Below are 26,751 nucleotides of genomic sequence, written 5' to 3' on the forward strand. Positions count from 1 at the left end.
GGATTGTCGGGCGGCGCTGAACAGAGGAAAACTCTCCATGCCGTCCACCGACAGCTTCAACACCCGCCAGGACCTTTCCGTCGGGCGCAAGAAATACGCCTATTACAGCCTTCCGGCCGCCGAGGAAGCCGGTCTGACCGGGATTTCCCGTCTGCCGCGCTCGATGAAGGTGCTGCTGGAGAACCTGCTGCGCAACGAAGACGGCGTCTCGGTGACGCAGGACGACCTGAAGGCCGTCGCCGCCTGGGTCGAGAACAAGGGCTCGGTCGAGCACGAGATCGCCTTCCGTCCGGCCCGCGTCCTGATGCAGGACTTCACCGGGGTGCCCGCCGTGGTCGATCTGGCCGCCATGCGCGACGCCATGAGCGCCCTGGGCGCCGACGCCGCCAAGATCAATCCGCTGGTTCCAGTCGATCTGGTCATCGACCACTCGGTCATGGTCGACCACTTCGGCACGGCCAAGGCCTTCGGCCAGAACGTCGAGCGCGAATATGAGCGCAACATCGAACGCTACAACTTCCTGCGCTGGGGTTCGTCGGCCTTCAACAACTTCCGCGTCGTGCCCCCCGGCACCGGCATCTGCCACCAGGTGAACCTGGAGAACCTGGCCCAGACCGTCTGGACCCTGGACGAAGGCAAGAAGACCGTCGCCTATCCCGACACCGTCGTCGGCACCGACAGCCACACCACCATGATCAACGGCCTGGCCGTTCTGGGCTGGGGCGTCGGCGGCATCGAGGCCGAGGCGGCCATGCTGGGCCAGCCGATCCCGATGCTGATCCCCGAGGTCATCGGCTTCAAACTGACCGGCCGTCTGCCGGAAGGCACGACCGCGACCGACCTGGTGCTGACCGTCACCCAGATGCTGCGCAAGAAGGGCGTGGTCGGCAAGTTCGTCGAATTCTTCGGCGACGCCCTGCCGAACATGACCATCGAGGACCAGGCGACCATCGCCAACATGGCCCCCGAATACGGCGCCACCTGCGGCTTCTTCCCCGTCTCGGCCGCCACCATCGGCTATCTGACCGCCACGGGGCGCGACAAGGCGCGCGTCGCCCTGGTCGAAGCCTACGCCAAGGCGCAAGGCCTGTGGATCGACGAGACCTCGGAAGACCCGGTCTTCACCGACGTTCTGGAACTGGACCTGGCCTCGGTCGTGCCGTCGCTGGCCGGACCGAAGCGTCCGCAGGACCGCGTCGAACTGACCACCGCAGCCCCGGCCTTTGAAACCGCCCTGGTCGATGTCTTCGCCCGTCCGACCGACGCCCCGCGCGCGGCCGTCGAGGGTGAGAAGTTCACCGTTGGCGACGGCGACGTCGTCATCGCCGCCATCACCTCCTGCACCAACACCTCCAACCCGTCGGTGCTGATCGCCGCCGGCCTGGTGGCGCGCAAGGCCCATGCTCTGGGCCTGAAGGCCAAGCCCTGGGTCAAGACCTCGCTGGCCCCCGGCTCGCAGGTCGTCACCGACTATCTGACCGACGCCGGCCTGCAAAAGGACCTGGACGCCCTGGGCTTCAACCTGGTCGGCTATGGCTGCACCACCTGCATCGGCAACTCGGGTCCGCTGGATCCGGCGATCTCGAAGGCGATCAACGACAACGCCCTGGTCGCGACCTCGGTCCTGTCGGGCAACCGCAACTTCGAAGGGCGCGTGAACCCGGACGTCCAGGCCAACTATTTGGCCTCGCCGCCGCTGGTCGTGGCCTACGCCATCGCCGGCTCGATGCGGATCGACATCACCAAGGACGCCATCGGTCAGGACAAGAAGGGCAATGACGTCTTCCTGAAGGACATCTGGCCGACCTCGCAGGAGATCGCCGACATCCAGAAGAAGTCGGTCACCCCGGCCATGTTCGCCAAGCGCTACAAGGACGTGTTCAAGGGCGACAAGCACTGGCAGGCGATCAAGGTCGCCGGCGGTCAGACCTATGAGTGGGACGACGCCTCCACCTATGTGGCCAACCCGCCCTACTTCGAAGGCCTGTCCATGGACCTGACCCCGGTTCAGGACGTGGTCGAGGCGCGCGTCCTGGCCATCTTCGGCGACTCGATCACCACCGACCACATTTCTCCGGCCGGTTCGATCAAGAAGACCTCGCCCGCCGGCGTCTATCTGACCAACCACGGCGTCGAGGCGGCCGAGTTCAACAGCTACGGCGCCCGCCGCGGCAACCACGAAGTCATGATGCGCGGCACCTTCGCCAATATCCGGATCAAGAACCGGATCACGCCCGAGATCGAGGGCGGCGTCACGAAGCACTTCCCGTCGAACGACACCATGTCGATCTATGACGCCGCCATGCGCTACCAGTCGGAAGGCCGGCCGCTGGTCGTCTTCGCCGGCAAGGAATACGGCACCGGCTCGTCGCGCGACTGGGCGGCCAAGGGCACGCGCCTGCTGGGCGTTCGCGCCGTCATCGCCGAAAGCTTCGAGCGCATCCACCGTTCGAACCTGGTCGGCATGGGCGTCGTGCCGCTGCAGTTCAAACAGGACGGCTGGCAGAAGCTGGGCCTGACCGGCGAGGAGATCGTCACCATCCGCGGCCTGTCCGACGCCAATGTCGGCAAGCTGCGTCCGCGTCAGGACCTGTGGGTCGAGCTGTTCCGCCCGTCGGACGGCAAGATGGCCCGCTTCCCGGTCCGCTGCCGCATCGATAACCAGACCGAGATGGACTATCTGCTGGCCGGCGGCGTCATGCCCTACGTCCTGCGCAACCTGGCCCGCGGCCCGGAAACCGAAGCCCCGATCGCGGCCGAATAGGCAGCGGCCTCAGGCTGAAACAGAAGGGGCCGGCGGAGCGATCCGCCGGCCCTTTTCGTTATTAGCCCCGCGTGGCGTTATGCGGACCTGGGCGGCGGGGATTGCGAGCGAAGGCGGCGTCGCACAGGGCGCGGCCGAAGGCCTCGGACACGATCATCTGCCGGTCGCCCGCCAGGCCGGCGATCCGGCCGCCGGCGCCGACGGACACCTCGATCGGATAGCGGCCGAGGATCTGGCCCTGACGGGCGGGATCGACCAGTTCGGCGACCGCGCGCAGCCGATGCTCGCCGTCGCCTCTGAAAAGGACCTCGAGCCGACCGGCACGATCAAGATCCTCGACATGGACGCGAACCTGCACCGGATAGGTCCCGTAGGCGCACATATCCAGTTCCTCCATCACCTCTTCCGAGAAGGTTTCGGCGAAGTCCTCCTCCGCATCCAACCACTCGCTGGAGAGAACGACGGAGGTCACGCGGGCGGTTTCGGCCAGACCCGGCGGCAGATCCATAGGCGGACCGCCCTGAACGACGGGCGCGCAGGCGGCGGCGGATACGCTGAGCGTCAAGGCGGCGAGCAGGCGTTTCATTGGAGTTCTCCCTCGCCGCCGTCTGTGAACCGCGTCCCTCCGCTCATCCAGTGAACATTGGTTTATGTGGGTGAATTCGCCGTAAGTCGCCGAAGGGCTGGTTTCCTCAATCCAACTTCAGCGCTTCCGCCAGCAGCCGAGCCTCGGCCGCGCGGCTGGAGCCGGAGCGCCAGGCGACGACGATTTCGCGGTGGGGCGGGGCGCCGTCGGCCTGGTTTTCGAAGGCGCGGATGACGACCGAGGGGGTGTCGGCCAGGCCGGCCTGGACCGCCATCTTGGGCAGGAAGGAGACGCCCAGGCCCGAACCGACCATCTGGATCAGGGTGTGCAGGCTGGTGGCGGCGAAGACGTCGTCGCCGCGCGGGGCCTCGATGTCGAGAGCCGCCAGGGCGTGGTCGCGCAGGCAGTGGCCGTCCTCCAGCAGGATCAGATCCTCGGCCCGCAGCGAGCCGGGACGGATCGGGCCGGGCGCGGCCAGGGCGTGGTCGTGGGGGGCGGCGGCCATGATCTCGTCGTCGCCGATGCGGGCGTGTTCGACGCCCGGCGCCTCATAGGGCAGGGCGATGACGGCGGCGTCGATCTGGCCCGCCTTCAGGGCGGCGATCAGACGGGGCGTCAGATCCTCGCGGATGAACAGTTTCAGGTTCGGATAGGCGGTCTTTAGGGACGGCAGTTTGGCGGGCAGCAGGAAGGGTGCGACGGTCGGGATGACGCCCAGGCGGAACCGGCCCGAGAGCAGGCGGCCGGCGTTCTTGGCCGCCTCGACCAGATCCTCGGTCCGGGCCAGGACGTCCTCGGCCCGGCGCACGGCCTCGACCCCCACGGCGGTCATGATGACGGCGCCGCGCGCCCGCTCGACCACGGGGGCGCCCAGGATCCGTTCCAGCTCCTGAACCCCGGCGCTGAGGGCGGGCTGGCTGACGTGGGCGGCCTCGGCGGCGCGGGAGAAGCTGCCGTGTTCGGCGAGGAGCTTCAGGTACTGGAGTTGACGCAGGGTGGGGAGCATTTCGGACGAATAGGGCGGGCCTATACAAAAATCAAAGATAATCGATTGGTCTTATGAAGCTGGGCCGTGTTCAATAGCCACGTCAGCCAAAGGGCTATCGCCAAAACGCCCGCCGCATCGCGCCATCATAGGGAAGACCGCCATGACCACCGAAGCCAAATGCCCGTTCTCAGGCGCGACGACAGAGTCGGTCGCCGGGGGCGGGGTCCAGAACCGCGACTGGTGGCCGGGGCAGCTGCGCACCGACCTGCTGAACCAGCATTCGTCGCGGTCGAACCCGCTGGGCGAGGACTTCAACTATCGCGAGGCCTTCTCCAAGCTGGACTATGAGGCGCTGAAGAACGACCTGCGCCAGCTGATGACCGACTCGCAGGACTGGTGGCCGGCGGACTTCGGCCATTACGGACCCCAGTTCATCCGCATGGCCTGGCACAGCGCGGGCACCTATCGGGTCGGCGACGGACGGGGCGGCGGCGGTCGTGGCCAGCAGCGGTTCGCGCCGCTGAACTCGTGGCCGGACAATGTGAACATCGACAAGTCGCGCCGCCTGCTGTGGCCGATCAAACAGAAATACGGTCAGGCCATATCCTGGGCCGACCTGCTGATCCTGACCGGCAATGTGGCGCTGGAGACCATGGGCTTCCGCACCTTTGGCTTCGCCGGGGGTCGCGAGGACACCTGGGAGCCGGATCAGGACGTCTATTGGGGGCGTGAAAACACCTGGCTGGGCGGCGACGCACGCTATTCTCACGGCTCGCATGGCGTCGATAAGCCCGCCGACGAGGCGGTGCTGGTCGCGGACGACACCGCCGACGGGGACCGGCACACCCGTGACCTGGAGAACCCGCTGGCGGCGGTCCAGATGGGCCTGATCTACGTCAACCCGGAAGGCCCGGACGGCAATCCCGATCCGATCGCTGCGGCGCGCGATATTCGTGACACCTTCGCGCGGATGGCGATGAATGACGAGGAGACGGTCGCCCTGATCGCCGGCGGCCACACCTTCGGCAAGACCCACGGCGCCGGCCCGGCCGACCACGTCGGGCCCGAGCCCGAGGCTGACGGTCTGGAAGCCCAGGGCCTGGGCTGGGCCTCCAGCTTCGGCAAAGGATCGGCCGGCGACGCCATCACCAGCGGCCTGGAAGTCACCTGGACCCAGACCCCGGCCCAGTGGAGCAACTTCTTCTTCGAGAACCTGTTCGCCTTCGAATGGGAGCTGGAGAAGTCGCCGGCCGGGGCGCACCAGTGGGTGGCCAAGGACGCGGGCGAGATCATTCCTGACGCCCATGATCCGACCAAGATGCGTCGGCCGACCATGCTGACCACCGACCTGTCGCTGCGGTTCGATCCGGAATACGAGAAGATCTCGCGCCGCTTCCTGAACAATCCCCAGGCCTTCGCCGAGGCCTTCGCTCGAGCCTGGTTCAAGTTGACCCACCGCGATCTGGGTCCGCGCTCGCGCTATGTGGGCCCGGAGATCCCCAAGGAGGAACTGGTCTGGCAGGATCCCGTGCCGGCCGTCGATCATCCGCTAATCGACGCGGCCGACGTGGTCGCGCTGAAGACCCAGGTGCTGGCCACGGGTCTGAGCGTTTCGGAACTGGTGGGCGTGGCCTGGGCCTCGGCCTCGACCTTCCGGGGCGGCGACAAGCGCGGCGGCGCAAACGGCGCACGCATTCGGCTGGCGCCGCAGAAGGACTGGGCCGTCAACCAGCCCCAGCAGTTGGAGCGGGTGCTGAAGACCCTGGAAGGCGTGCAGTTCGCCTTCAACCAGGCCCAGGTCGGCGGCAAGAAGGTGTCGCTGGCCGACCTGATCGTGCTGGCCGGCGCGGCGGGGGTCGAACAGGCGGCCAAGGCGGCCGGACATGAGGTCGTCGTGCCCTTCACGCCCGGCCGGACGGACGCCAGCCAGGCCCAGACCGACGTTGAGTCCTTCAGCTATCTGGAGCCGGTCGCCGACGGCTTCCGCAACTATCAGAAGGCCCGCTACGCCGTTCCCGCCGAATCCCTGCTGATCGACCAGGCCCAGCGTCTGACCCTGACCGCGCCCGAGATGACGGCGCTGATCGGGGGGCTTCGGGCCATCAACATCAATGTGGGCGGTTCGACCCATGGGGTGCTGACGGAGCGGCCGGGCGCCCTGACCAACGACGTCTTCGTCAATCTGCTGGACATGGGCGTGAAATGGACGGCGGCTTCGTCGGCCAAGGACCTGTTCGACGGGCGCGACCGCAAGACCGGAGAGCTGCGCTGGACCGGCACCCGCGTCGATCTGGTGTTCGGTTCCAACGCCGTGCTTCGCGCCCTGGCCGAGGTCTATGCCGGGGCGGATGGACAGACGAAGCTGGTCGATGACTTCGTGGCGGCCTGGGCCCGGGTCATGGAGTTGGACCGGTTCGACCTGCACGGCTGATCGGCAGCTCACGCGGTGACGAAAAGGGGCGGGCGTCGCATGGCGTCCGCCTCGTCTTGACGGGCAGAACTGTCACGCGGCTTCGCTAGATTGAAGCGACAGGCAAGGGAGGCCGCCGTGACTACCATCGTAACGCTTCTGACACCCGACTACGCCGACTGGGAAACCGCGCTGATCATGGCGGGCGCGCGCAGCCATTATGGGATCGAAACCCTGTTCGCCTCGCCCGAGGGCGAGGAGGTGGTGTCCGCCGGGGGGCTGTTCGTCGTTCCCAATCTGGCCATCGAGGACATCGATATCGACGAGGTCGATGCGATCCTGGTCAACGGCGGGTCCATCTGGCGTCAGCCCGACGCGCCGGACGTGTCCGATCTGCTGCACCAGGCCCATGCCGCCGGAAAGACGGTCGGCGGGATTTGCGATGGAACCCTGGCCCTGGCGCGCGCTGGGTTGTTGGATCATGTGGGCCATACCGCCAATGGGCCGGACAGCCTCTCAATCACTGACTATGCCGGCGCGGCCCATTACCGCGATCAGCCGCACGCCGTTTTGGCCGAGCGGATTGTCACGGCGGCGGGCACGGCGCCCGTCAGTTTCATGGCTGCGGTCCTGGAGTCGCTGGGTCTGCGAAACGCGGAACTTGACGCCTACCTCCGCCTCTTCGGCGCCGAACATTCGCCGTCCGTCAGCGCAGCTTGATCTCGAACAGTTGCGGCCAGCGCTTGCCGGTGACGAACAGGCGTTTACCGGCGGCGTCCCAGGCGATGCCGTTCAGGACGTCGTCCCTGGGGTCCAGGCCGGCGTTCTTGGGGACCAGGTCGGTCAGGTCGATAAAGGCCTTCACCACCCCCGTCTCCGGGTCGATGCGGGCGATACGGTTGTCTTGCCACAGGTTGGCGAAGACCTCGCCGTCGATCCACTCCAGCTCGTTGATCTGATCCAGCGGCTTGCCGTCGGCGGTGACTGAGATACGGCCGGTCTCGGCCAGGGTGTCGGGGTCGAGGAAGCGCAGCTGATCGGTGCCGTCGCTCATGATCAGCCGCCGCCCGTCGGTGGTCAGGGCCCAGCCTTCTCCCGGATAGGAGAAGCCGCCCAGGGGCGAGAAGTCGTCCAGCTTCCAGATAAAGCCGATGTGGTTGCGCCAGGTCAGGCTGTAGAGCTTGCCGTTCAGCGTGGTCATGCCCTCGCCGAAATAGACGGTCGGCAGGTCGCGCTGGCGCACCACCTCGCCCGTCTCCAGCTGAACCTGACGGATGAAGGAAGGGTAGAGGCCCGTGCTCTCGTACAGCGCCCCCTGATGGAAGAAGAGGCCCTCGGTGAAGGCCGTCTTGTCGTGCGGATAGGCGCGGACGACCTCATAGGCCTGAACGGGGACCGCGGCGCGGGCCGGCAGGACGGCGCCTGTCGCCAGCAGGAAGCCAGCGGCGAGGCCGGCGAAACGAGGCGACAGGCGGATCATCGGCTCAGGCCTTTTCTGCGGCGGCTTCAGCCTCGGCCTTCTGGGCGCGGGCCTCGGCCTGATCGGCCTCGGCGCGTGCGGCCTCGGCCTTTTCTTTCTTGGTGGCGGAGCGACGGCCCAGCATGTTCAGCGCCTCGACCCCGGCCGAGAAGGCCATGGCGGCGTAGATATAGCCCTTGGGCACATGATAGCCGAAGCCGTCGGCGATCAGCACCATGCCGATCATCAGCAGGAAGCCGAGGGCCAGCATGACGACGCTGGGATTCTCGTTGATGAAGTTGGCCAGGGGGTCGGCGGCCAGCAGCATGACAGTCACGGCGACCAGAACCGCGATCACCATGATCGGCAGGTGTTCGGTCATGCCCACGGCAGTCAGGATCGAGTCGATGGAGAAGACGATGTCCAGCAGGATGATCTGGAAGATCGCCGCGCCGGCGTTCGTGATCATCACGTCCTTCTTGTCCATGACGTCATGGGTGGGCGTGGGATCGACGGTGTGGTGGATCTCCTTGGTGGCCTTCCAGACCAGGAACAGGCCGCCCGCGATTAGGATCAGATCCTTCCACGAGAATTCGTTGCCCATGAGGGTGAGCACCGGCTGAACCAGGCCGACCAGCCAGGCGATGATCGACAACAGGGCCAGGCGCATGACCAGGGCCAGGCCGATGCCGATGCGCCGGACCTTCTGGCGCTGATGCTCGGGCAGTTTGTTCGACAGGATCGAGATGAAGATCAGGTTGTCGATGCCGAGCACGACCTCCATCACGATGAGCGTCACCAGCGCGGCCCAGGCGGCCGGGTCGGAGAGCAGGGGCGTAATGCTGTCGAACATGAGGGATCCTGGAAGGAAAAGCGTCAGCGTTAAGCGCTAGGGCCGAAGCGGGTTCCGATCAAGCGAGAGAGGGTGCGGCGTAATGGTCGCACCCCGCCCTCATGGCCGGGCGCGCGTCACGTCCACGACCAGGGGGAAATGGTCCGAAATCACCAGTCCCGAAAAGGAGTCGGTCGGGACGCCGTATCGCTCCACCGACAGGCCGGGGCCGACGAAGACATGGTCGATGGCGACGCCGTCGTTGTCCTTGGCGATGTCGAAGGCGTTGTAGGTGCCGGCGGGACCGAAGACGACGGGGCTGACCGCGCGGGCGTCGCGCAGGCCCGAGGCGACGATCCGGCGATAGGGGGCGCTGTCCGGGCCGGTGTTGAAATCCCCCATCAGGACCACAGCCGCCGTCACGCCCCCGACCGAGGCCGGCGCCATCTCGGCGGCCTGGGTGGCGCAATGCTCACGGGCGATCACGCCGACATGGTCGAAATGGGCGTTGCGGATATCCAGCAGGCCGCCGTCGGTTCGGTCTCGCAGGACGACGCGGGTGATGGTGCGGGGCAGGGCGGCGTCCCAGCCTTTGGACGGCCGGTCCGGCGTGGGCGAGCACCACAGGGTCTGGGTGCTGACGGTCTCGAACCTGTCGCGACGCCAGAACAGGGTGGTCGTCTCGCCCGTCTGGGCGCCGTCGTCGCGACCGACGCCGTAGTGGTCATAGGCGGGAGCCTGTTCGGCCAGATAGGCGACCATGGGAAGCAGAGCCTCCTGAACCCCCAGGACGTCGGGATCGAAGAAGGCGATCTGGCGCGCCATGTGCGGGCGGCGCTGGGGCCAGTTCGGGATGTCGTCGGGCGCGTCGTAGCGGATGTTGTAGCTCATCAGCCGCACCGGGCGCGGTCCTTCTGCTGCCGAAGGCTGGGCGGCTGCGCCGGTGGCCAGGGCGGCGAAGGCGGCGGCGATCAACAGGACGGTGGGCTTCATCTCGGGCCTCGGCGACAGGGGAAGGGAGCAGTGTCCCACGTGCGGATGACCGGCGTGAGACACGGGAAGGGCCCAGGCTGCGACCGGGGTGCGGCTTCTTCGCCCTTCACGCAATGTTGCGAGCGGCAAAACCCCGTGCTATCAGGCGCCCGGCTTGAAGGGGGCGTATTCACGAATACGGCCTCTATCGTGCTTTCCGTAAGCATTTCAGGCTTTTGACCGTTGCGACCCCCGCAATCGGTCGCGACCCTGACACAACGACCTCGGACCCTAATCAGTGGCTGATGATTTCAGAACGACGGAAGTCGGCGATCGCTACGCACAGGCGCTGTTTGATCTGGCGCTGGAAACCGGCCGCCTGGACGCCGTCCGTGCTGATCTGGAGTCGCTGAAGGCCGCCTGGATCGAGAGCGCCGACCTGCGCCGCCTGGCCACCTCGCCGGTCATTTCGGCCGAGGATCAGGGCAAGGGTCTGGTCGCCATCGCCGCCAAGGCCAAGTTCGAACAGACGACCGCCAACTTCCTGGGCCTGCTGGCGCAGAACCATCGCGCCAAGGACCTGCCGGGCGTGATCGCCGGTTTCGAGGCCCGCTACGCCAAACACGCCGGCATCGTCGCCGCCGAGGTCGTCTCGGCCCAGCCGCTGGACGCCAAGCAAGTGGCGGCGATCAAGACCGCGCTGAACGCCAGCCTGGGCAAGGCGCCGGAACTGACCACGCGCGTCGATCCGTCGATCCTGGGCGGCCTGAAGATCAAGGTCGGCTCGAAACTGTTCGACGCCTCGCTGAAGACCAAGCTCGACCAGATGAAGTTCGCCCTCAAGCGGGCGTAAGCCCGCTTCCCGCCCCAAGAATGAAGCGCGCCTGATCGGCGCACCCGCAGAAGACTGAAGAACAGAGAGCCCGTCATGGACATCCGCGCCGCTGAAATCTCGGCCATCCTCAAGTCGCAGATCGCCAACTTCGGCGTCGAAGCCGATGTCTCCGACGTCGGCAGCGTGCTGTCGGTCGGCGACGGCATCGCCCGCATCCACGGTCTGGACAATGTCCAGGCCGGCGAAATGGTCGAGTTCACCAAGGCCGGCGTCAAGGGCATGGCCCTGAACCTGGAACGCGACAATGTGGGCGCCGTGATCTTCGGCGCCGACGCCGCCATCGCCGAGGGCGACGACGTGCGCCGCCTGGGCGAGATCGTGGACGTGCCGGTCGGCAAGGGCCTGCTGGGCCGCGTCGTCAACCCGCTGGGCGAGCCGATCGACGGCAAGGGCCCGATCCAGTTCACCGAGCGCCGCCGCGTCGACGTCAAGGCTCCGGGCATCATCCCCCGCAAGTCGGTCCACGAGCCGATGCAGACCGGCCTGAAGGCCATCGACACCCTGATCCCCGTCGGCCGCGGCCAGCGCGAGCTGATCATCGGCGACCGTCAGGTCGGCAAGACCGCCGTCGCCGTCGACACCATCCTGAACCAGAAGAACGTCAACAAGACCGATGACGAGAGCGCCAAGCTCTATTGCATCTACGTCGCCATCGGCCAGAAGCGTTCGACCGTCGCCCAGATCGTCAAGACCCTCGAAGAGTCGGGCGCGCTGGAATACACCATCGTCGTCGCCGCCACGGCTTCGGAACCGGCCCCGCTGCAGTTCCTGGCGCCCTTCGCCGGCACCGCCATGGGCGAGTTCTTCCGCGACAACGGCATGCACGCCCTGATCGTCTATGACGACCTGTCCAAGCAGGCTGTGGCCTATCGCCAGATGTCCCTGCTGCTGCGCCGCCCGCCGGGCCGTGAAGCCTATCCGGGCGACGTCTTCTACCTGCACAGCCGCCTGCTCGAGCGCTCGGCCAAGCTGAACGCCGACTACGGCTCGGGCTCGATGACCGCCCTGCCGATCATCGAAACCCAGGCCAACGACGTCTCGGCCTATATCCCGACCAACGTGATCTCGATCACCGACGGCCAGATCTTCCTGGAATCGGACCTGTTCTACCAGGGCATCCGTCCGGCCGTGAACGTCGGCATCTCGGTGTCGCGCGTCGGCTCCTCGGCCCAGACCAAGGCGATGAAGAAGGTCGCCGGCACCATCAAGGGCGAGCTGGCCCAGTATCGCGAGATGGCCGCCTTCGCCAAGTTCGGCTCGGACCTGGACGCCTCGACCCAGAAGCTGCTGGCCCGCGGCGAACGCCTGACCGAGCTGCTGAAGCAGCCGCAGTACTCGCCGCTGGCGATGGAAGAACAGGTCGTCTCGGTCTACGCCGGTACGCGCGGCTATATCGACGGGATCGCCGTGGGCGACGTCGGCCGGTTCGAGAAGGAACTGCTGGCCCGCATCCACGCGAACCACGCCTCGCTGCTGGACGGCATCCGCACCAAGAAGGACCTGACCGCCGACCTCGAGGCCGAGCTGAAGGACATCCTGGCCGCCTTCGTCAAGACCTTCGCCTGAACCCGCCGGTTAGTTAGAGGAAGAGCAAAGCCGGATGGCCAGCCTCAAGGAAATGCGCAATCGGATCGGAAGCGTGAAAGCCACGCAGAAGATCACGAAGGCCATGCAGATGGTCGCCGCGGCCAAGCTGAAACGCGCTCAGGACCAGGCCGAGAGCGCCCGACCCTATGCGCGCAAGATGGCCTCGGTCATCGCCAACCTGGCCGCCGGCGTCTCGGGCGCCGACGCGCCCAAGCTGTTGGCCGGCACGGGTCAGGACCAGCGTCACCTGATCGTGGTGGCGACGGCGGACAAGGGTCTGGCGGGCGGTTTCTCGACCAACGTCATCCGCGCCGCACGCGAGCGGATCAACAGCCTGATCGCCAACGGCAAGGACGTGGCCATCATCGCCGTCGGCCGCAAGTCGCGCGATCAGCTGACGCGTCTTTACGGCGCCAAGGTGGTTCACACCTTCGAACTCAGCGCCCAGAAGACCGTCGGCCTGCCCCTGGCCCAGCCAGTCGCCGAAATGATCGCCACGGCGTTCGAGGACGGTCAGGCCGATGTGGTCACCCTGTTCTACAGCCAGTTCAAGTCGGTCATCCAGCAGGTCCCGACCGGCAAACAGCTGATCCCGGCCGTGGTCGAGGGCGACGCGGCCCCGATCGACCTGAACGGCGCGGTCTATGACTACGAGCCCTCGGAAGAGGAAATCCTCGAGACCCTGCTGCCCCGCAACCTGACGACCCAGATCCTGGCCGCCCTGTACGAGAACCAGGCCGGCTTCTTCGGGTCGCAGATGGCGGCGATGGACAACGCCACGCGCAACGCCGGCGACCTCATCAACGCCCTGACGCTGCAATACAACCGCAAGCGCCAAGCCCAGATCACCACCGAGCTGATCGAGATCATCGCCGGCGCCGAAGCCCTCTGATCCCGACCGAACAGACATTCCGATACGGACCCCAGCCATGACCGACACCGTCGCCAAGAAACCCGCCGCCCGCAAACCCGCCGTCAAGAAGGCGCCCGCCGCCTCGACCGCGACGGGCTCCGTCGTCGCCACCGGCAAGATCGCCCAGGTCATCGGCGCCGTCGTGGACGTCGAGTTCACCGGCCATCTGCCGGCGATCCTGAACGCCCTGCACACCCAGAACATCGACCAGAAGACGGGCGAGCCCTTCACCCTGGTTCTGGAAGTCGCCCAGCACCTGGGTGAGAACATGGTCCGCACCATCTCGATGGACACGACCGAAGGCCTGACGCGCGGTCAGCCCGTGTCGGACACCGGATCGTCGATCCAGGCGCCGGTCGGCCCCGGCACCCTGGGCCGCATCATGAACGTCGTCGGCCAGCCGATCGACGAGCAGGGCCCGATCAAGACCGCCGAATTCCGCCCGATCCACAAGGAGGCGCCCTCGTTCGAGGAGCAGTCCACCTCGTCGGAAATCCTGGTCACGGGCATCAAGGTCATCGACCTGATGTGCCCCTACACCAAGGGCGGCAAGATCGGCCTGTTCGGCGGCGCCGGCGTGGGCAAGACCGTGACCATGCAGGAACTGATCAACAACATCGCCAAGGCGTACGGCGGTTATTCGGTTCTGGCCGGCGTGGGTGAGCGCACCCGCGAAGGCAACGACCTGTATCACGAGATGATCGAGTCCAACGTGAACGTGGACCCGGCCAAGAACGGCGGTTCGACCGAGGGCTCCAAGTGCGCCCTGGTCTACGGCCAGATGAACGAACCCCCCGGCGCCCGCGCCCGCGTCGCCCTGACCGGCCTGTCCATCGCCGAGTACTTCCGCGACGAGGAAGGCAAGGACGTGCTGCTGTTTGTCGACAACATCTTCCGCTTCACCCAGGCCGGTTCCGAAGTGTCGGCTCTGCTGGGCCGCATCCCCTCGGCCGTGGGCTATCAGCCGACGCTGGCGACCGAGATGGGCAACCTGCAAGAGCGGATCACCTCGACCAAGAAGGGCTCGATCACCTCGGTTCAGGCCATCTATGTGCCCGCCGACGACCTGACCGACCCGGCGCCCGCCGCCTCCTTCGCCCACCTGGACGCGACCACGGTTCTGAACCGCGACATCGCCGCCCAGGCCATCTTCCCCGCCGTCGATCCGCTGGACTCGACCTCGCGGATCATGGACCCGCTGGTCATCGGCGAAGAACATTACAACGTCGCCCGTTCGGTCCAGGAAGTGCTGCAGCAGTACAAGGGCCTGAAGGACATCATCGCCATCCTGGGCATGGATGAGCTGTCGGAAGAGGACAAGCTGGTCGTCTCGCGCGCCCGCAAGATCCAGCGCTTCCTGTCGCAGCCCTTCTTCGTGGCCGAACAGTTCACCAACTCGCCCGGCAAGTTTGTCGAGCTGGCCGACACGATCCGCTCGTTCAAGGGCATCGTCGCCGGTGAGTACGACCACCTGCCGGAAGCCGCCTTCTACATGGTCGGCGCCATCGATGAGGCCGTCGCCAAGGCCGAGAAGATGGCGTCGGAAGCCTGATGCGAGTTCTGGTTCCCCTTGGAATAGGAGCAAGCCTTCTGGTCAGTTGGGGAGCCGCAACAGCCCAATCTTCCGGCTCCCCCGGTCAGGTTGTCATACCAGCAGCGACGACGGAAATCCTGAATGCGCTGCCTTTGAGAGTTCGTGCGGCTTACGTCGGACGGATGTCTGACTTGGTATGCGGGGAAGCGCCCTGTGAACCCGCGACGGAAGATGAGATCGCTAATCCCATCGTAACCGATCGGGAGGCTCGTGCTGTCTACAACCTTGGCTATGACGCCCGGAACGCGGACAGATGTGGGCTGGATTGGCGTGGCCGCAGCTTCGATCCGATGATTCGATATTTCCGCGACACTGAGGGAAAGTCGGAGCGCCAGATTGCGCTCATCAAGGCCATCTATCGCGTAGAGCCAGATGTGGGGGTGGGCAAGATAAGCACAGCGCCAGGCTGCACAGCTTCCGAGCGACGGGCTGTCGACGGCTATCTCGACTTTACACCAGCATTATATCAACGCCTGCAGGGGCAATGAGCACGTTATGGCAAAGCTTCAATTCTCCCTCGTCTCGCCGGAACGCGAGGTCTTCTCGGGCCTCGTGGACCAGGTGGATGCGCCGGGCGTCGAGGGCGACTTCGGCGTCCTGCCGGACCACGCCCCCTTTATGACCGCCCTCCGCGAGGGTCTGGTGACCGTCTATGTCGGCGGGGCCCGGACCCAGTATGACGTCAAGGGCGGCTTCGCCGACGTCAACGGCGAAGGCCTGACCATCCTGGCCGAACAGGCGACCGAGGTCGTCGCGGCCTGATCCTTTCCAAGGGTCGTAAAGATTGAGGCCTCCCGTTTCGGCGGGAGGCCTTTTTCGTGGGCGGCGGTCGCGCTAGGACCACCCCATGACCGAAGCTCTCGATATCCACGGCGTCTGCGATCCGCGATTCGCGGCGGTGAAGGGCGCCTTCGCCGCCAACTTCACTGATGCGCCCGAGGGGCTGAACGAGGTGGGGGCGCGGTTCTGTGTGATGATCGACGGGGCGCCCGTCGTCGATCTGTGGGCCGGGCACGCCGATACGGCGAAGACGGCGCCCTTCGCCGAGGACACCCTGACCCCGGTGTTCTCGACCGGTAAGGCGGTGATGGCACTGTTGATGGCCACGGCGGTCGAGGCGGGCAAGGTCGCCTATGACGAGAAGGTCTCGCAGATCTGGCCCGCCTTCGGCCAGGCGGGGAAGGAAGGGGTCACCGTGGCCCAGTTGATGAGCCACCAGGCGGGCCTGCCCGGCTTTTCCGAGGCGGTGGAGCCGTCGCTGTGGTTCGAGCCGGCGGCGGTCAACGCCCGGCTGGCGGCCCAGGCGCCGATGTGGGCGCCGGGGACGGCCTCGGGCTATCACCCGGTCACGGTCGGCTATCTGGCCAATGAGGTGTTCCGCCTGACGACGGGGCGGACCATGGGCCAGGCCCTGCGCGCCGACTTCGCCGACCTGGACCTGTGGATCGGCCTGCCGGAAGCCGAGCATGGGCGGGTGGCGCAGATGCGCAAACCCTCGGCGGCGCCCAGCCTGGGGGCCATAGACCCGATCAAACAGGCGGCCTTCCTGGACCGCGGGTCTGCGCCGGGCGGACGCGGCTCAGCCGAGTGGCGCAAGATGGAGATCCCTTCGGCCAATATGCACGCCACGGCGGCGGGCCTGGCGCGGATGCTGGGCGTCGTGGCCAATGACGGGATGCTGGATGGGCGCCGGGTGCTGTCCAAGGGGGTGCTGCGCGACCTGACGCGCGAGCGGATCCACGGCCAGGACAAGGTGCTGCCCTATGTGATCAGCTGGGCGGCGGGCCTGATGCGTAACGACGGGCTGAACGTCTTCGGGCCGGGCGAGTCGCTGGGTCACTACGGTTGGGGCGGGTCGATGGCCATGGCCGATCCGTCGCGCCGCCTCTCGGCCGCCTATGTGATGACACGCCAGTCGCCGCACCTGATCGGCGACCCGCGCCCCCGGCGGCTGCTGGAGGCGCTGTACGCGGCGCTCTGAAGGCGGTCAGACGGTCTCGGTCAGGGCCACGGCGCGGCGTGCGGCGCGCGAACGCGAGGCGGCGCCCAGTGCAAAGACGCCGGCCCCGGCCCAGATGAAGACGAAGGAGACGATCCGCAGCGGGGTCAGGGGCTCGCCCGCCCAGACGCCGCAGGCGAACTGGAGCGTGGGCGCCAGGAACTGGATGAAGCCGAGGGTGGACAGGGGCAGGCGCCGCGCCGACCAGGCGAACAGCACCAGGGGAATGACCGTCGCCGGGCCGTTGACCAGGGCCCAGGCCAGGCCGGCGGGGGAGGCGAAGCCCGTCGCCTGGCCGTGCGTCGCCAGCCAGGCCAGGAACAGGGCGCCGAAGGGCAGCAGAACCAGACATTCGACGAACAGCCCGGTCTGGGCCGAGGCGGGCACGCGTTTGCGGATCACCGCATAGGCGCAGAAGGTGACGGCCAGGGTCAGGCCGATGATCGGCACATGGCCCAGGGCGATGGTCTGGACCACCACCCCCACGGCGGCGAGTGCGATGGCGACGCCACTCCAGCGGTCGATCCGTTCACGGAACAACACCGCCCCGGCCGCCATGTTCAGCAGCGGATTGATATAATAGCCGAGGCTGGCCTCCAGCGTCGCATGGTGGGTGGTGGCGAAGACGTAGAGGCTCCAGTTGGTGGCGATCATCGCCGCCGACAAAGCCAGCCAGCCCAGGGTGCGCGGCGTCGCCAGCACCTGTTTCGCCTCGCCCCACTGGCCCGCCAGCAACAGGAACAGGCCCGCCACGAAGACCGACCAGACCGCCCGGTGGGCCAGGATCTCGGGCGCGCCGAAGCCGTGGGCCGCCAGAGCCATGAACAGCAGCGGCAGCAGGCCCCACAGGGTGTAGCAGGCGATGGCGGTGGCGACCGGGCGGGGATCGGCGGGGGTGGCGGTCATTGTGGAGCGCACTTGATTTTACTTTCGTCATCCTCCGGGCCGCGTAGCGGAACCGGGGGACCCAGCGGCGCGCGAGAGCGCGAACCTGTCGCAGAAGAGGTCTTTCGTACCCAGCGGCGGATGGATTTCGCCTTCGGCGCCTCCCCCGGTCCCGCTTCGCGGGCCGGAGGATGACGAAAGACGTTACACCGTGATCGAACGATACCCCGACGACGAGGTGATGACGCCCGTCTCGTCCAGCAGCTGGGCGATCTGGACGGCGTTCAGGGCGGCGCCCTTGCGCAGGTTGTCGGACACGATCCACAGGTTCAGGCCGTTTTCGACGGTCGGATCCTTGCGGATGCGCGACACATAGACGGCGTGTTCGCCGGCGGCGTCGACGGGGGTGATGTAGCCGTCGTGCTCCTGCTTATCGATGACCAGCACGCCCGGGGCCTCGCGCAGGATGGCGCGGGCCTCGTCCGGGGCGATGGGGCGGTCGAACTCGATGTTCACGGCCTCGGAATGGCCGACGAAGACCGGCACGCGCACGCAGGTGACCGTGACCTTGATATCGGGGTCCAGCATCTTGTGCGTCTCGTCCGACATCTTCTGCTCCTCGTCGGTCGAGCCGTCCTCGAGGAAGGAACCGATATAGGGGATGACGTTGAAGGCGATCTGTTTGGGGAATTTCTTCGGGCGCGCGTCGCCCAGGCCGTAGATGGCCTTGGTCTGGTTCCACAGCTCGTCCATGCCTTCCTTGCCCGCGCCGGACACCGACTGATAGGTCGAGACCACCACCCGCTTGATCTTGGCCGCGTCGTGCAGGGGCTTCAGCGCCGTAACCAGCTGGATGGTCGAGCAGTTGGGGTTGGCGATGATGTTCTTGTTCTTGGCGTCCTTGACCGCGTCGGGGTTCACCTCGGGCACGATCAGGGGCACGTCGGCGTCCTTGCGGAAGGCCGAGGAGTTGTCGATCACGATGGGGCCGGCCTTGCCGATCTTCTCGGACCAGGCGCGCGAGACATCGCCGCCGGCCGACATCAGGACCAGATCGACCTTGGAGAAGTCGAACTGTTCGATGTCCTGGCATTTGATGGTCTTGTCGCCGAACGAGACCTCGACCCCCTTGGACTTGCGCGAGGCGATGGCGTGGATTTCATCGACGGGGAATTCCAGCTCCTCGAGGATGTTCAGCATTTCGCGGCCCACATTGCCCGTGGCCCCGACGATCGCGACGCGATAACCCATGATGCTTGGTCCTTCGGACGCGCTATCGCTCGGCCCACGGGGCCTCGCTGCTTGAGCGCGATGTGTTGTGTGGTGTGCATTTAGGCGTTCGCAGCCGCGAAGCAATCGCTTTTCGGCGGCGGGGACTTTAAGCAGGGGCTCATGACCTCCCGCATCCGAAACGCCTACGACATCCGCGTGGAAGAGGGCGTGCTGACGCCCGATCCGGCCCAGGCCGAAGTCCTGGTCGCCCTGGAGCGACTGGAGCGCGATCTGGCTAAACGCGGCCTGTTCGGGCGGCCGCCTGAGGTGAAGGGGATCTATCTGTGGGGGCCGCCGGGACGGGGCAAGTCCATGCTGATGGACCTGTTCTATTCGGCCACGCCCGAGCCCCGGAAAACCCGCGCCCATTTCCACGCCTTTATGGCCCGGATCCACGACCTGGTGCGCCAGTGGCGCGAGGGGGACGCGAAGACCCGCAAGGCCGTGTTCGGAACCCATAAGGGCGACGATCCCATTCCGCCCATCGCCAGGCTGATCGCCTCCGAAGCCCGGCTGCTGTGTTTCGACGAGCTTCAGGTGACGGACATCGCCGACGCCATGATCCTGGGCCGGCTGTTCGAGGCCCTGTTCGAGGACAAGGTGGTGCTGGCCATCACCTCGAACCGGGCGCCGGAGGACCTGTACAAGAACGGCATCAACCGCCAGCTCTTCACCCCCTTCATCGACATCATCCGCGACCGCTGCGCCGTGGTGCAGACGGCGGGGGCGCGCGACTGGCGGCTGGACCGGCTGAGTTCGGCCGAGATCTGGCACACGCCGGAGGACCGCGCCGGGTTCGAGGAACTGTGGCGCGAGCTGAAGGGGGGCGAGCCGGAAGAGCCCGCGCACCTGACCGTCCTGGGGCGCGACGTGGCGGTGGAGCGGACGGTTGGATCGATGGCGCGGGCCAGCTTTGCCGACCTGTGCGGCCGGCCGCTGGGGCCGCAGGACTATCTGGCCATCGCCGAACGGTTCCACACCCTGTTCCTGGAGGACGTGCCGATCCTGAGTTCGGCCAACCACCACGAGGCGCGGCGCCTGGTGACCCTGGTGGACGCCCTGTACGAGGCCAAGACCAAGCTGATCGTCCTGGCCGCCGCCCGGCCCGAGGCCCTCTATACCGAAGGGGTGGGGGCGTTCGAGTTCGAACGGACGGTGTCGCGGTTTAATGAAATGCAGAGCAAGGACTGGCTGGCCCACGTGCGGGAGTGAGGCCGTGGGTAGTCGCCTGACGCAACCGTTTCCACCTGGAACGCGCTGGCGGGGAGCTTTAGTTGAACGGCGCTATCCTACGCTCCAGAATCAGAACATGCTGGCAACATCCAACTAGGAGGTTGAACGTGTTTTCTATTGGCGACGTGGTGGAGCTTAAATCTGGAGGGCCCGACATGACGGTTGAAAGTAGCCCGTCTGCAATGGGCTCTGATGGAGCTCAAAAGGTTTGGTGCCAGTGGTTTGTGAAGGGAGCTGTCGAACGAGCGATCTTTCCAACCGCTTCCCTCCAAAAAGCCGAGAGGCCCCAATCGAATGAATGGGGCCTCTCTCAAGTCGAAGTGATTATGGATTAAGCCAGCGAGGCGTCGATGTCCTTGCAGGCTTGCAGCAGGCCCTGGACCGAGGCGACGGACTTTTCGAACATCGCCTTTTCTTCGTCGTTGGTGGTGAACTCGATCACCTTCTCGACGCCGGCGGCGCCGATCAGGGCCGGGACGCCGACATAGAGGTCCGACAGGCCGTATTCGCCCGACAGCCAGACGGCGCAGGGCAGGACGCGCTTCTGGTCCAGCAGATAGGACTTGGCCATCGCAATCGCGCTTTCGGCCGGGGCGTAGAAGGCCGAGCCGGTCTTCAGCAGGGCCACGATCTCGCCGCCGCCCTTGCGGGTGCGGTCGACGATGGCGTCCAGCTCGTCCTGCGACAGGAAGCCGGCCGCGACGGCGTCGGGCAGGGGCAGGCCGCCGACGGTCGAGTGGCGCACCATCGGCACCATGTCGTCGCCGTGGCCGCCCAGGGTCCAGGCGTGGATGTCTTGAACGGACACGCCAGTCTTCTCAGCCAGGAAGTAGGCGAAGCGCGCCGAGTCCAGCACGCCGGCCATGCCGACGACCTTCTCCTTGGGGAGCCCTGAGAACTTCTGCAGCGCCCAGACCATGGCGTCGAGCGGGTTGGTGATGCAGATGACGAAGGCGTTGGGGGCGTGGGCCTTGATGCCCTCGCCGACGGCCTTCATGACCTTCAGGTTGATGCCGATCAGGTCGTCGCGGCTCATGCCCGGCTTGCGCGGCACGCCGGCGGTGACGATGCAAACGTCGGCGCCCGCGATGTCGGCATAGTCGTTCGCGCCCTTCAGGGCCACGTCCGAGCCGAAGACGGCGGTGGCTTCGGCGATGTCCAGCGCCTTGCCCTGGGGGGTGCCTTCAGCGATGTCGAACAGGATCACGTCGCCCAGCGCTTCGCGCGCGGCCACATGGGCCAGGGTGCCGCCGATCATGCCGGCGCCGATAAGGGCGATCTTCGCGCGAGCCATGGATGTCTCCGTTTATTGCGTGTGCGAATGGGGATTAATCGTGCGGGCGGTCTAGACCCCTCTCGCGGCTGTCGCAAGAACCTCGCTTTACGGTCTTGGTCTGGCTTGCGAAGGTTGCGGCCCAACCGGAGGATTTCGATGCGCCCTTCCCTTGCCCTCGCCCTGCTGCTGGGCGCCGCCCCCGTCGTCTGCGCCGCCCCTGCAATGGCCCAGACCCCGCCCGCGACCATCGGCGACCGCTATATTCCCGCCCCCTGGTGGATGCGCGATCCGGTCATCGCCTCGGTGGGCGAGGTGCGGGTCGAACTCCAGGCCAATCGCGCCTTCGTCTCCGCCTCCTTCCAGTCGGTGGACCGCAGCGTCGCCGAGGCTTCGCGCGCCGCCGCCGACCAGGTGCGGGCCCTCAGCCAGGCCCTGTCGGCCTATGGCGCGGACAAGGTTCGGGTCGAGACCAGCGTCACTACCCGCCCCCTCTATGACCAGTATCGCGACGAGAACGGGGTGATGCGCGACAACACCCGCGCCGACCGTGTGGCGCGCTATCAGGCCGACGCCTCGGTCAATGTGACGGTGCGCGACGTGAGCCTGATCGAGCGGGTGTACGCCACCATCGTGGCCTCGCGCCCCACGGCGATCGGCCAGGTGAACTTCAATCTGGAGCCGGAAAACAGCTGGAAGGCCAATCTCCAGGCCGAGGCGATGAAGGATGCGCGTCGCCGGGCTGAGGCGGCGGCGATCAACGCCGGCGCGACCCTGGGACGGGTCAAGATCATCGATCCGACGGGCCGGGTTTGCGAGACCGACGTACTGGCGGGCTGGCCCGCCTATGCCGCCGGGGGTGGGCAGGAGACGACGGTGGACGAGATGATGGTGACGGGGTCGCGCGTTAACGCTCCGCCGCCGCCACGTTTGGCGGTTCGTGTGCCTGCGCCAGTAGCCGAGATGGCGGGCGGAGCGCCGAGCGAGGCTCAGATCGAGGCCGCACGGCTGGCGCTTCAGCCGCCGTTGCAGGTGATGACCGACAGCGCCTGCGTCATCTACGGGCTGAATTGAGGATGGGGTTTCAGGTCGCCCCCGCCTTCGAAGCCGGCTCCGTCGTCGCTACCGAATGGCCGCTGTGTCACGTGCGGCTTCAGGACGACGCCCGCTTCCCCTGGCTGATCCTGATCCCGCGCGTCGAAGGGGCGGTGGAACTGGAGGATTTGAGCGTCGAACAGCGGGCCATGCTGATGGAGGAGACGGTGCGGGCCGGGGCGCTGGTGCGCGCGCTGGGAGAGGTGGAAAAGCTGAACGTCGGGGCCATCGGCAATGTGACGGCCCAACTGCACATTCACGTGGTGGGCCGTCGCCGCGACGACGGCCTGTGGCCCGATCCGGTCTGGGGGAAAGGACCGGCGGTTGCCTATGCGGATGATGAGCGGGCGCGGCTGTTGGAAATCGTGGCGGGCGGGTAAGCTGCTCCCTTTTCCCACAGGTCCGTCATCCTAGGGCTTGTCCCTAGGATGACGAGCGTCATGTGGGTGCGCCTCAGGGGCGGCGGTTGGACCTGCCTCAGATGATATCCAGCGGGGTCTCGCGCGTGGGCGGGGGGAAGGCGGCGTCGAGGCGTTCGATGTCCTCGAGGTCGAACTGGATCTCAAGGGCGTCGGCGTTGGCCTCGACGTGTTCGACCGAGCTGGCCTTGGGAATGGCGATGACGCCGTCGTGGCGCAGGACGGCGGCCAGGGCGACCTGGGCCGGGTCGGCGCTGTGGCGGTTGGCGATGTCGCGGATCAGAGGCTGTTCCAGTAACTCGCCGCGCCCCAGGGGCGAATAGGCCATCATCGGCATGTCGCGGGCCTGCATCCAGGGCAGCAGATCGAACTCCACCCCGCGCGAGCCCAGATTATAGAGCAGCTGGTTGACGGCGCAGTCCTCGGCCCCCTCGATCTCCATCAGCCGTTCCATGGCGCGCAGATCCAGATTGGACACGCCCCAGCGGGCGATCATCCCCTCGTCGACCAATTCCTGGAAGGCGGCGACCGTCTCTTCCAGCGGGACATTGCCTTCCCAGTGCAGCAGATACAGGTCCAGCCGGTCGGTCCCCAACCGTTCCAGCGACTTCTCGCAGGCCAGCATCATCTTCATTTCCGAGGCGTTGTCGGGCCGGACCTTGGAGACCAGGAAGACCTCGTCGCGGCGGCCGGCGATGACCTCGCCCACCAGCCGTTCGGAGCGGCCGTCGCCGTACAGTTCAGCCGTGTCGATCAGGGTCAAGCCCAGGTCGATGCCGCGCGCCAGGGCCTGCTGCTCCTCGTCGCGCCAGGCGGGATCGTCGCCCATCTCCCACGTGCCTTGGCCGAGGGCGGGAACGGTCGTACCGTCTGCAAAGGTGACGAGGCGGGTCATGTCCGTCCTATTCCATTCGCGGCGGAAGAGCCGCCTGCGAGGTTGAGATGCGCACCCGGCTTATCAAGACCGACGGCCTTGTCCAACAGGTGCTGGAGGCGGGGTTCGAAGACCTCAACGCGCCATTGGTTCTGCTGATCCATGGCTTTCCCGAACTGGGGATCAGCTGGCGGGCGCAGGTCGAGGCCCTGTCGGCGGCGGGATATCACGTCGCGGCCCCGGACATGCGCGGATACGGCGGCACGGAGAAGCCCAAGGGCGCCGACGCCTGTTCGATCCTGCATCTGGTGGGCGACATGGTCGATCTGGTGCGGGCGCTGGGCAAATCGAGCGCCGTCGTCGTGGGCCACGACTGGGGGGCGCCGGTCGCCTGGCATTGCGCCCTGTTGCGGCCCGATCTGTTCACGGCGGTGGCCGGCCTGTCCGTGCCCTTCCAGCCGCGTCGGCCCCAGGGACCGCCGACGACCGTCATGGCCATCCTGTCCGAGCGTGCGGGGATGGGCGATCTCTATATCAGCCGGTTCCAGGCGTCGGACGCCCATCTGGCGCTGGAGGCCGATCCGGCGACGACGCTGAGGAAGCTGTTCTGGGCCTATGACGGCGCCACCCCGGCCGCGAAACGGGCCACCGGCTTCATGGCGCGGGGCGTCGGCCTGCTGGACAGTATCGACGACGGCGCCGACCTGCCGCCGTGGATGAGCCCCGCCCATTTCGCCGAATATGTTGAGGCCTTCACGGCCGGCGGCTTCGACGCGCCGCTGAACTGGTACCGGGCCATCGACCTGAACTGGTCGATGACCGCCTTCGTCCAGGAGCAGCAGATCCTCCAGCCGGCCCTGTTCATCGTCGGCGAGGCCGACCCGGTGCGGCACTACGCCGGCTCGGCCGAGGCGGGGCTGAAGGACTGGGTTCCGAACCTGACGCGGTCGGTGGTCCTGCCCGGCGCCGGCCACTGGATCCAGCAGGAGCGGCCGGATGAGGTGAATGGGTTGCTGCTGGGGTTTCTGGGGGAGCTCTGACTCGCTTCCTTCTCCCCTTGCGGGAGAAGGTGGCCCGCAGGGCCGGATGAGGGTTCCGCCAGTGGGCCAACTCGCACTATCTTGCCCCTCACCCTTTCGCGCAAGACCGATCGTTACGCTCTCGGGCGCTCAAGCCCTCTCCCGGCGGGAGAGGGGACGGGTTCACGCCGCCGCTTCCGCCGTCTCCATCCGTCCGCGAGCCTCAGCCACGATTTCCAGGCTGCGGATGCGGGCGGTGTTGTCGAAGGCCATGCCGGTGATCATCAGTTCGTCGATGTCGGTCAGGGCGATGAAGTCCGTCAGCTGTCTGCGCACCGTGTCCGGCCCGCCGACGGCGGAATAGAGCAGGCGGCTGCGTGCGCCCTCGATCTGTTGCGGGGTCAGGATGGCGGTGATGTCGTCGACGGGCGGCGGAAGCTTGCCCGGCTTGCCGGTCGAGAGACGGGCGAAACTCTGTTGCATCGAGGTGGACAGGCGTACGCCCTCCTCGTCGGTGTCGGCGGCGAAGACATTGATCGCGGCCATGGCGTAGGGCTGGGCCAGGCGGTCGGATGGGGTGAAGCTGCGGCGATACAGGGCCAGGGCCTCCAACAGCAGTTCTGGCGCGAAATGGCTGGCGAAGGCGTAGGGCAGGCCCAGTTGGCCGGCCAGCTCGGCGCTGAACAGGCTGGAACCCAGAAGCCAGATCGGCACGCGCAGGCCGGCGCCGGGGACGGCGCGGACCGGCTGGTTGTCGGCGGCCGGTTCGAACCACTGGATCAGCTCGACCACGTCGCGCGGAAACTGGTCGGCGCCCTCGAAATAGCGACGCAGGGCGCGGGCGGTGGCGCCGTCGGTGCCGGGCGCGCGGCCCAGGCCGACGTCGATCCGGCCGGGGAACAGGGTCTCCAGGGTGCCGAACTGTTCGGCCACGACCAGGGGCGCGTGGTTGGGCAGCATGACGCCGCCGGAGCCGACGCGGATCCGCTGGGTGCCCGCCGCCACATGGCCGATGACTATGGCGGTCGCCGCGCTGGCGATGCCGGGCATGTTGTGGTGCTCGGCCAGCCAGAACCGCTGATAGCCGAGGCGGTCGGCGGCCTGGGCCAGGGCCAGGGTCTCGTCGAGGGCGCGGCGGGCGTCGCCGCCTTCGACGATGGGCGACAAATCGAGCACTGAGAAGGGGATCATGCGTCCTAGATCGGGTCTGGCGAAGCCGGATCAAGGGGAGGGGGGAACCGCAACCGCCTGGGCGGCTTTGAATCCTCGACGAGAAGGAGCGCGCGATGACTGACGCCAAATCCCCTGGGCCTGCCGATGGCGAAGACGCCCGCGAGGCCGCCGACATGGGCGAGAAACCGGATCTGGGCCACAGGGCCGACGCCCTGATCGAGGCCTTGGACGGAAGCGATTCCGGGTCCGACACACGGGCCGGCTCGCTGCGCGGCGGCTCGGCCTCCGGGTCTGACGACGATCCCGATTCCGAAACCATCAACGCGCAGCTGGCCGAGGAGGGAAGGGCGTCCGCGGATCCTGAATCGCCGCCTGACGTCGGTCCCGACGCGGTCGAGGGGTCTGGGAAGGACTTCGAGACATCCCGCGCCGATCCCGCAGAGGGCGCACGCGGCGCAGACTGAACGCGACGCCTTGCTGCCGCCGCATCCATGCGCCACGGTGGCGCC

26 protein-coding genes are annotated in these 26,751 nt (G+C 66.9%); 16 read left to right on the plus strand and 10 right to left on the minus strand.

Going from position 1 to position 26,751, the window contains the following annotated elements:
• Positions 1–37: 37 nt before the first annotated feature.
• Positions 38–2,764 (plus strand): aconitate hydratase AcnA, encoded by a 2,727-nt coding sequence (gene acnA, locus ACW177_RS03040; RefSeq protein ID WP_492027190.1) that lies wholly within the window; start codon positions 38–40, stop codon positions 2,762–2,764.
• Positions 2,765–2,825: 61 nt separating this feature from the next.
• On the opposite strand, the gene ACW177_RS03045 is transcribed toward acnA, so the two are convergent.
• Positions 2,826–3,350: a hypothetical protein gene (locus ACW177_RS03045; protein WP_492027191.1), complete on the minus strand. Its 525-nt coding sequence runs from the start codon at positions 3,348–3,350 to the stop codon at positions 2,826–2,828.
• Positions 3,351–3,456: 106 nt separating this feature from the next.
• On the minus strand, positions 3,457–4,356 hold the full coding sequence (locus tag ACW177_RS03050; protein WP_492027192.1) for a hydrogen peroxide-inducible genes activator: 900 nt from the start codon (positions 4,354–4,356) through the stop codon (positions 3,457–3,459).
• Positions 4,357–4,498: 142 nt separating this feature from the next.
• Between ACW177_RS03050 and katG the strand changes: the two genes are divergently transcribed.
• Both katG and ACW177_RS03060 read left to right on the plus strand, forming a co-directional pair.
• Positions 4,499–6,769, plus strand: a complete 2,271-nt coding sequence (katG, locus tag ACW177_RS03055) for a catalase/peroxidase HPI (RefSeq protein WP_492027193.1) — start codon at positions 4,499–4,501, stop codon at positions 6,767–6,769.
• Between the two features lie 117 nt (positions 6,770–6,886).
• Positions 6,887–7,468, plus strand: a complete 582-nt coding sequence (locus ACW177_RS03060) for a DJ-1/PfpI family protein (protein ID WP_492027194.1) — start codon at positions 6,887–6,889, stop codon at positions 7,466–7,468.
• Here ACW177_RS03060 and ACW177_RS03065 read toward each other — a convergent pair.
• From ACW177_RS03065 to ACW177_RS03075, 3 genes are all read right to left on the minus strand, one after another.
• Positions 7,455–8,228, minus strand: coding sequence for a glutaminyl-peptide cyclotransferase (locus ACW177_RS03065; RefSeq protein ID WP_492027195.1), 774 nt, complete (start codon positions 8,226–8,228; stop codon positions 7,455–7,457). The two genes, ACW177_RS03060 and ACW177_RS03065, sit on opposite strands and share 14 nt — an antisense overlap.
• A 4-nt stretch (positions 8,229–8,232) precedes the next feature.
• Positions 8,233–9,060 carry a TerC family protein gene (locus ACW177_RS03070; RefSeq protein WP_492027196.1) on the minus strand — a complete coding sequence of 276 codons (828 nt, stop codon included), beginning with the start codon at positions 9,058–9,060 and terminating at the stop codon, positions 8,233–8,235.
• 99 nt (positions 9,061–9,159) lie between these two features.
• Entirely contained in the window at positions 9,160–10,032 is an 873-nt protein-coding gene (locus tag ACW177_RS03075; RefSeq protein ID WP_492027197.1) for an endonuclease/exonuclease/phosphatase family protein, read from the minus strand.
• Between the two features lie 277 nt (positions 10,033–10,309).
• On the opposite strand from ACW177_RS03075, the gene ACW177_RS03080 reads away from it, so the two are divergent.
• The 7 genes from ACW177_RS03080 to ACW177_RS03110 all read left to right on the plus strand — a co-directional run bounded on the left by ACW177_RS03080 (position 10,310) and on the right by ACW177_RS03110 (position 16,981).
• Entirely contained in the window at positions 10,310–10,864 is a 555-nt protein-coding gene (locus ACW177_RS03080; protein WP_492027198.1) for a F0F1 ATP synthase subunit delta, read from the plus strand.
• A gap of 75 nt (positions 10,865–10,939) precedes the next feature.
• The gene (atpA, locus tag ACW177_RS03085) at positions 10,940–12,472 is read left to right on the plus strand and encodes a F0F1 ATP synthase subunit alpha (RefSeq protein ID WP_492027199.1); all 1,533 of its coding nucleotides are present in this window, start codon (positions 10,940–10,942) and stop codon (positions 12,470–12,472) included.
• Between the two features lie 34 nt (positions 12,473–12,506).
• Positions 12,507–13,385 (plus strand): F0F1 ATP synthase subunit gamma, encoded by an 879-nt coding sequence (locus tag ACW177_RS03090; RefSeq protein ID WP_492027200.1) that lies wholly within the window; start codon positions 12,507–12,509, stop codon positions 13,383–13,385.
• A 37-nt stretch (positions 13,386–13,422) separates the two neighbouring features.
• Entirely contained in the window at positions 13,423–14,958 is a 1,536-nt protein-coding gene (atpD, locus tag ACW177_RS03095) for a F0F1 ATP synthase subunit beta (protein WP_492027201.1), read from the plus strand.
• Positions 14,958–15,488: a hypothetical protein gene (locus ACW177_RS03100; RefSeq protein ID WP_492027202.1), complete on the plus strand. Its 531-nt coding sequence runs from the start codon at positions 14,958–14,960 to the stop codon at positions 15,486–15,488. Before atpD ends, ACW177_RS03100 begins: the two co-directional genes overlap by 1 nt.
• 7 nt (positions 15,489–15,495) lie before the next feature.
• Positions 15,496–15,762 carry an ATP synthase F1 subunit epsilon gene (locus tag ACW177_RS03105; RefSeq protein WP_492027203.1) on the plus strand — a complete coding sequence of 89 codons (267 nt, stop codon included), beginning with the start codon at positions 15,496–15,498 and terminating at the stop codon, positions 15,760–15,762.
• Between the two features lie 85 nt (positions 15,763–15,847).
• Positions 15,848–16,981: a serine hydrolase domain-containing protein gene (locus ACW177_RS03110; RefSeq protein ID WP_492027204.1), complete on the plus strand. Its 1,134-nt coding sequence runs from the start codon at positions 15,848–15,850 to the stop codon at positions 16,979–16,981.
• A 6-nt stretch (positions 16,982–16,987) separates the two neighbouring features.
• Here the strand turns inward: ACW177_RS03110 and rarD are convergent, their stop codons facing one another.
• Positions 16,988–17,905 carry an EamA family transporter RarD gene (gene rarD, locus ACW177_RS03115; protein WP_492027205.1) on the minus strand — a complete coding sequence of 306 codons (918 nt, stop codon included), beginning with the start codon at positions 17,903–17,905 and terminating at the stop codon, positions 16,988–16,990.
• 183 nt (positions 17,906–18,088) lie between these two features.
• Entirely contained in the window at positions 18,089–19,135 is a 1,047-nt protein-coding gene (locus ACW177_RS03120) for an aspartate-semialdehyde dehydrogenase (protein WP_492027206.1), read from the minus strand.
• A 141-nt stretch (positions 19,136–19,276) separates the two neighbouring features.
• Between ACW177_RS03120 and zapE the strand changes: the two genes are divergently transcribed.
• Together zapE and ACW177_RS03130 are read left to right on the plus strand one after the other, a co-directional pair.
• Positions 19,277–20,368, plus strand: coding sequence for a cell division protein ZapE (gene zapE / locus ACW177_RS03125; RefSeq protein ID WP_492027207.1), 1,092 nt, complete (start codon positions 19,277–19,279; stop codon positions 20,366–20,368).
• A 176-nt stretch (positions 20,369–20,544) separates the two neighbouring features.
• Positions 20,545–20,724 (plus strand): YodC family protein, encoded by a 180-nt coding sequence (locus tag ACW177_RS03130; RefSeq protein WP_492028061.1) that lies wholly within the window; start codon positions 20,545–20,547, stop codon positions 20,722–20,724.
• Here the strand turns inward: ACW177_RS03130 and mdh are convergent.
• Positions 20,721–21,683, minus strand: coding sequence for a malate dehydrogenase (gene mdh, locus ACW177_RS03135; RefSeq protein ID WP_492027208.1), 963 nt, complete (start codon positions 21,681–21,683; stop codon positions 20,721–20,723). The genes ACW177_RS03130 and mdh overlap by 4 nt on opposite strands.
• Positions 21,684–21,821: 138 nt before the next feature.
• On the opposite strand from mdh, the gene ACW177_RS03140 reads away from it, so the two are divergent.
• Both ACW177_RS03140 and ACW177_RS03145 read left to right on the plus strand, forming a co-directional pair.
• The gene (locus tag ACW177_RS03140; RefSeq protein WP_492027209.1) at positions 21,822–22,736 is read left to right on the plus strand and encodes an SIMPL domain-containing protein; all 915 of its coding nucleotides are present in this window, start codon (positions 21,822–21,824) and stop codon (positions 22,734–22,736) included.
• A gap of 2 nt (positions 22,737–22,738) precedes the next feature.
• On the plus strand, positions 22,739–23,137 hold the full coding sequence (locus tag ACW177_RS03145) for an HIT domain-containing protein (RefSeq protein ID WP_492027210.1): 399 nt from the start codon (positions 22,739–22,741) through the stop codon (positions 23,135–23,137).
• Between the two features lie 97 nt (positions 23,138–23,234).
• On the opposite strand, the gene ACW177_RS03150 is transcribed toward ACW177_RS03145, so the two are convergent.
• Complete coding sequence (locus ACW177_RS03150; RefSeq protein ID WP_492027211.1) at positions 23,235–24,071, minus strand: aldo/keto reductase; 837 nt, start codon at positions 24,069–24,071, stop codon at positions 23,235–23,237.
• Between the two features lie 47 nt (positions 24,072–24,118).
• Between ACW177_RS03150 and ACW177_RS03155 the strand changes: the two genes are divergently transcribed.
• Positions 24,119–25,090 carry an alpha/beta fold hydrolase gene (locus ACW177_RS03155; protein WP_492027212.1) on the plus strand — a complete coding sequence of 324 codons (972 nt, stop codon included), beginning with the start codon at positions 24,119–24,121 and terminating at the stop codon, positions 25,088–25,090.
• Positions 25,091–25,252: 162 nt separating this feature from the next.
• Here the strand turns inward: ACW177_RS03155 and ACW177_RS03160 are convergent, their stop codons facing one another.
• Entirely contained in the window at positions 25,253–26,260 is a 1,008-nt protein-coding gene (locus ACW177_RS03160) for an LLM class flavin-dependent oxidoreductase (protein WP_492027213.1), read from the minus strand.
• Positions 26,261–26,355: 95 nt separating this feature from the next.
• On the opposite strand from ACW177_RS03160, the gene ACW177_RS03165 reads away from it, so the two are divergent.
• Positions 26,356–26,706, plus strand: a complete 351-nt coding sequence (locus tag ACW177_RS03165; RefSeq protein ID WP_492027214.1) for a ribonuclease — start codon at positions 26,356–26,358, stop codon at positions 26,704–26,706.
• The last annotated feature ends 45 nt before the right edge of the window (positions 26,707–26,751 follow it).

The sequence above is a fragment of the Brevundimonas sp. AVps23W genome (assembly GCF_058681395.1).

Bases quoted from the DNA above. Each gene is read 5' to 3' on its own strand.
- acnA (WP_492027190.1), top strand. From the start codon at position 38: ATGCCGTCCACCGACAGCTTCAACACCCGCCAGGACCTTTCCGTCGGG.
- ACW177_RS03045 (WP_492027191.1), bottom strand. From the start codon at position 3,350: ATGAAACGCCTGCTCGCCGCCTTGACGCTCAGCGTATCCGCCGCCGCC.
- ACW177_RS03050 (WP_492027192.1), bottom strand. From the start codon at position 4,356: ATGCTCCCCACCCTGCGTCAACTCCAGTACCTGAAGCTCCTCGCCGAA.
- katG (WP_492027193.1), top strand. From the start codon at position 4,499: ATGACCACCGAAGCCAAATGCCCGTTCTCAGGCGCGACGACAGAGTCG.
- ACW177_RS03065 (WP_492027195.1), bottom strand. From the start codon at position 8,228: ATGATCCGCCTGTCGCCTCGTTTCGCCGGCCTCGCCGCTGGCTTCCTG.
- ACW177_RS03070 (WP_492027196.1), bottom strand. From the start codon at position 9,060: ATGTTCGACAGCATTACGCCCCTGCTCTCCGACCCGGCCGCCTGGGCC.
- ACW177_RS03075 (WP_492027197.1), bottom strand. From the start codon at position 10,032: ATGAAGCCCACCGTCCTGTTGATCGCCGCCGCCTTCGCCGCCCTGGCC.
- atpA (WP_492027199.1), top strand. From the start codon at position 10,940: ATGGACATCCGCGCCGCTGAAATCTCGGCCATCCTCAAGTCGCAGATC.
- ACW177_RS03090 (WP_492027200.1), top strand. From the start codon at position 12,507: ATGGCCAGCCTCAAGGAAATGCGCAATCGGATCGGAAGCGTGAAAGCC.
- atpD (WP_492027201.1), top strand. From the start codon at position 13,423: ATGACCGACACCGTCGCCAAGAAACCCGCCGCCCGCAAACCCGCCGTC.
- ACW177_RS03100 (WP_492027202.1), top strand. From the start codon at position 14,958: ATGCGAGTTCTGGTTCCCCTTGGAATAGGAGCAAGCCTTCTGGTCAGT.
- ACW177_RS03105 (WP_492027203.1), top strand. From the start codon at position 15,496: ATGGCAAAGCTTCAATTCTCCCTCGTCTCGCCGGAACGCGAGGTCTTC.
- ACW177_RS03110 (WP_492027204.1), top strand. From the start codon at position 15,848: ATGACCGAAGCTCTCGATATCCACGGCGTCTGCGATCCGCGATTCGCG.
- rarD (WP_492027205.1), bottom strand. From the start codon at position 17,905: ATGACCGCCACCCCCGCCGATCCCCGCCCGGTCGCCACCGCCATCGCC.
- ACW177_RS03120 (WP_492027206.1), bottom strand. From the start codon at position 19,135: ATGGGTTATCGCGTCGCGATCGTCGGGGCCACGGGCAATGTGGGCCGC.
- zapE (WP_492027207.1), top strand. From the start codon at position 19,277: ATGACCTCCCGCATCCGAAACGCCTACGACATCCGCGTGGAAGAGGGC.
- ACW177_RS03130 (WP_492028061.1), top strand. From the start codon at position 20,545: ATGACGGTTGAAAGTAGCCCGTCTGCAATGGGCTCTGATGGAGCTCAA.
- mdh (WP_492027208.1), bottom strand. From the start codon at position 21,683: ATGGCTCGCGCGAAGATCGCCCTTATCGGCGCCGGCATGATCGGCGGC.
- ACW177_RS03140 (WP_492027209.1), top strand. From the start codon at position 21,822: ATGCGCCCTTCCCTTGCCCTCGCCCTGCTGCTGGGCGCCGCCCCCGTC.
- ACW177_RS03145 (WP_492027210.1), top strand. From the start codon at position 22,739: ATGGGGTTTCAGGTCGCCCCCGCCTTCGAAGCCGGCTCCGTCGTCGCT.
- ACW177_RS03150 (WP_492027211.1), bottom strand. From the start codon at position 24,071: ATGACCCGCCTCGTCACCTTTGCAGACGGTACGACCGTTCCCGCCCTC.
- ACW177_RS03155 (WP_492027212.1), top strand. From the start codon at position 24,119: ATGCGCACCCGGCTTATCAAGACCGACGGCCTTGTCCAACAGGTGCTG.
- ACW177_RS03160 (WP_492027213.1), bottom strand. From the start codon at position 26,260: ATGATCCCCTTCTCAGTGCTCGATTTGTCGCCCATCGTCGAAGGCGGC.
- ACW177_RS03165 (WP_492027214.1), top strand. From the start codon at position 26,356: ATGACTGACGCCAAATCCCCTGGGCCTGCCGATGGCGAAGACGCCCGC.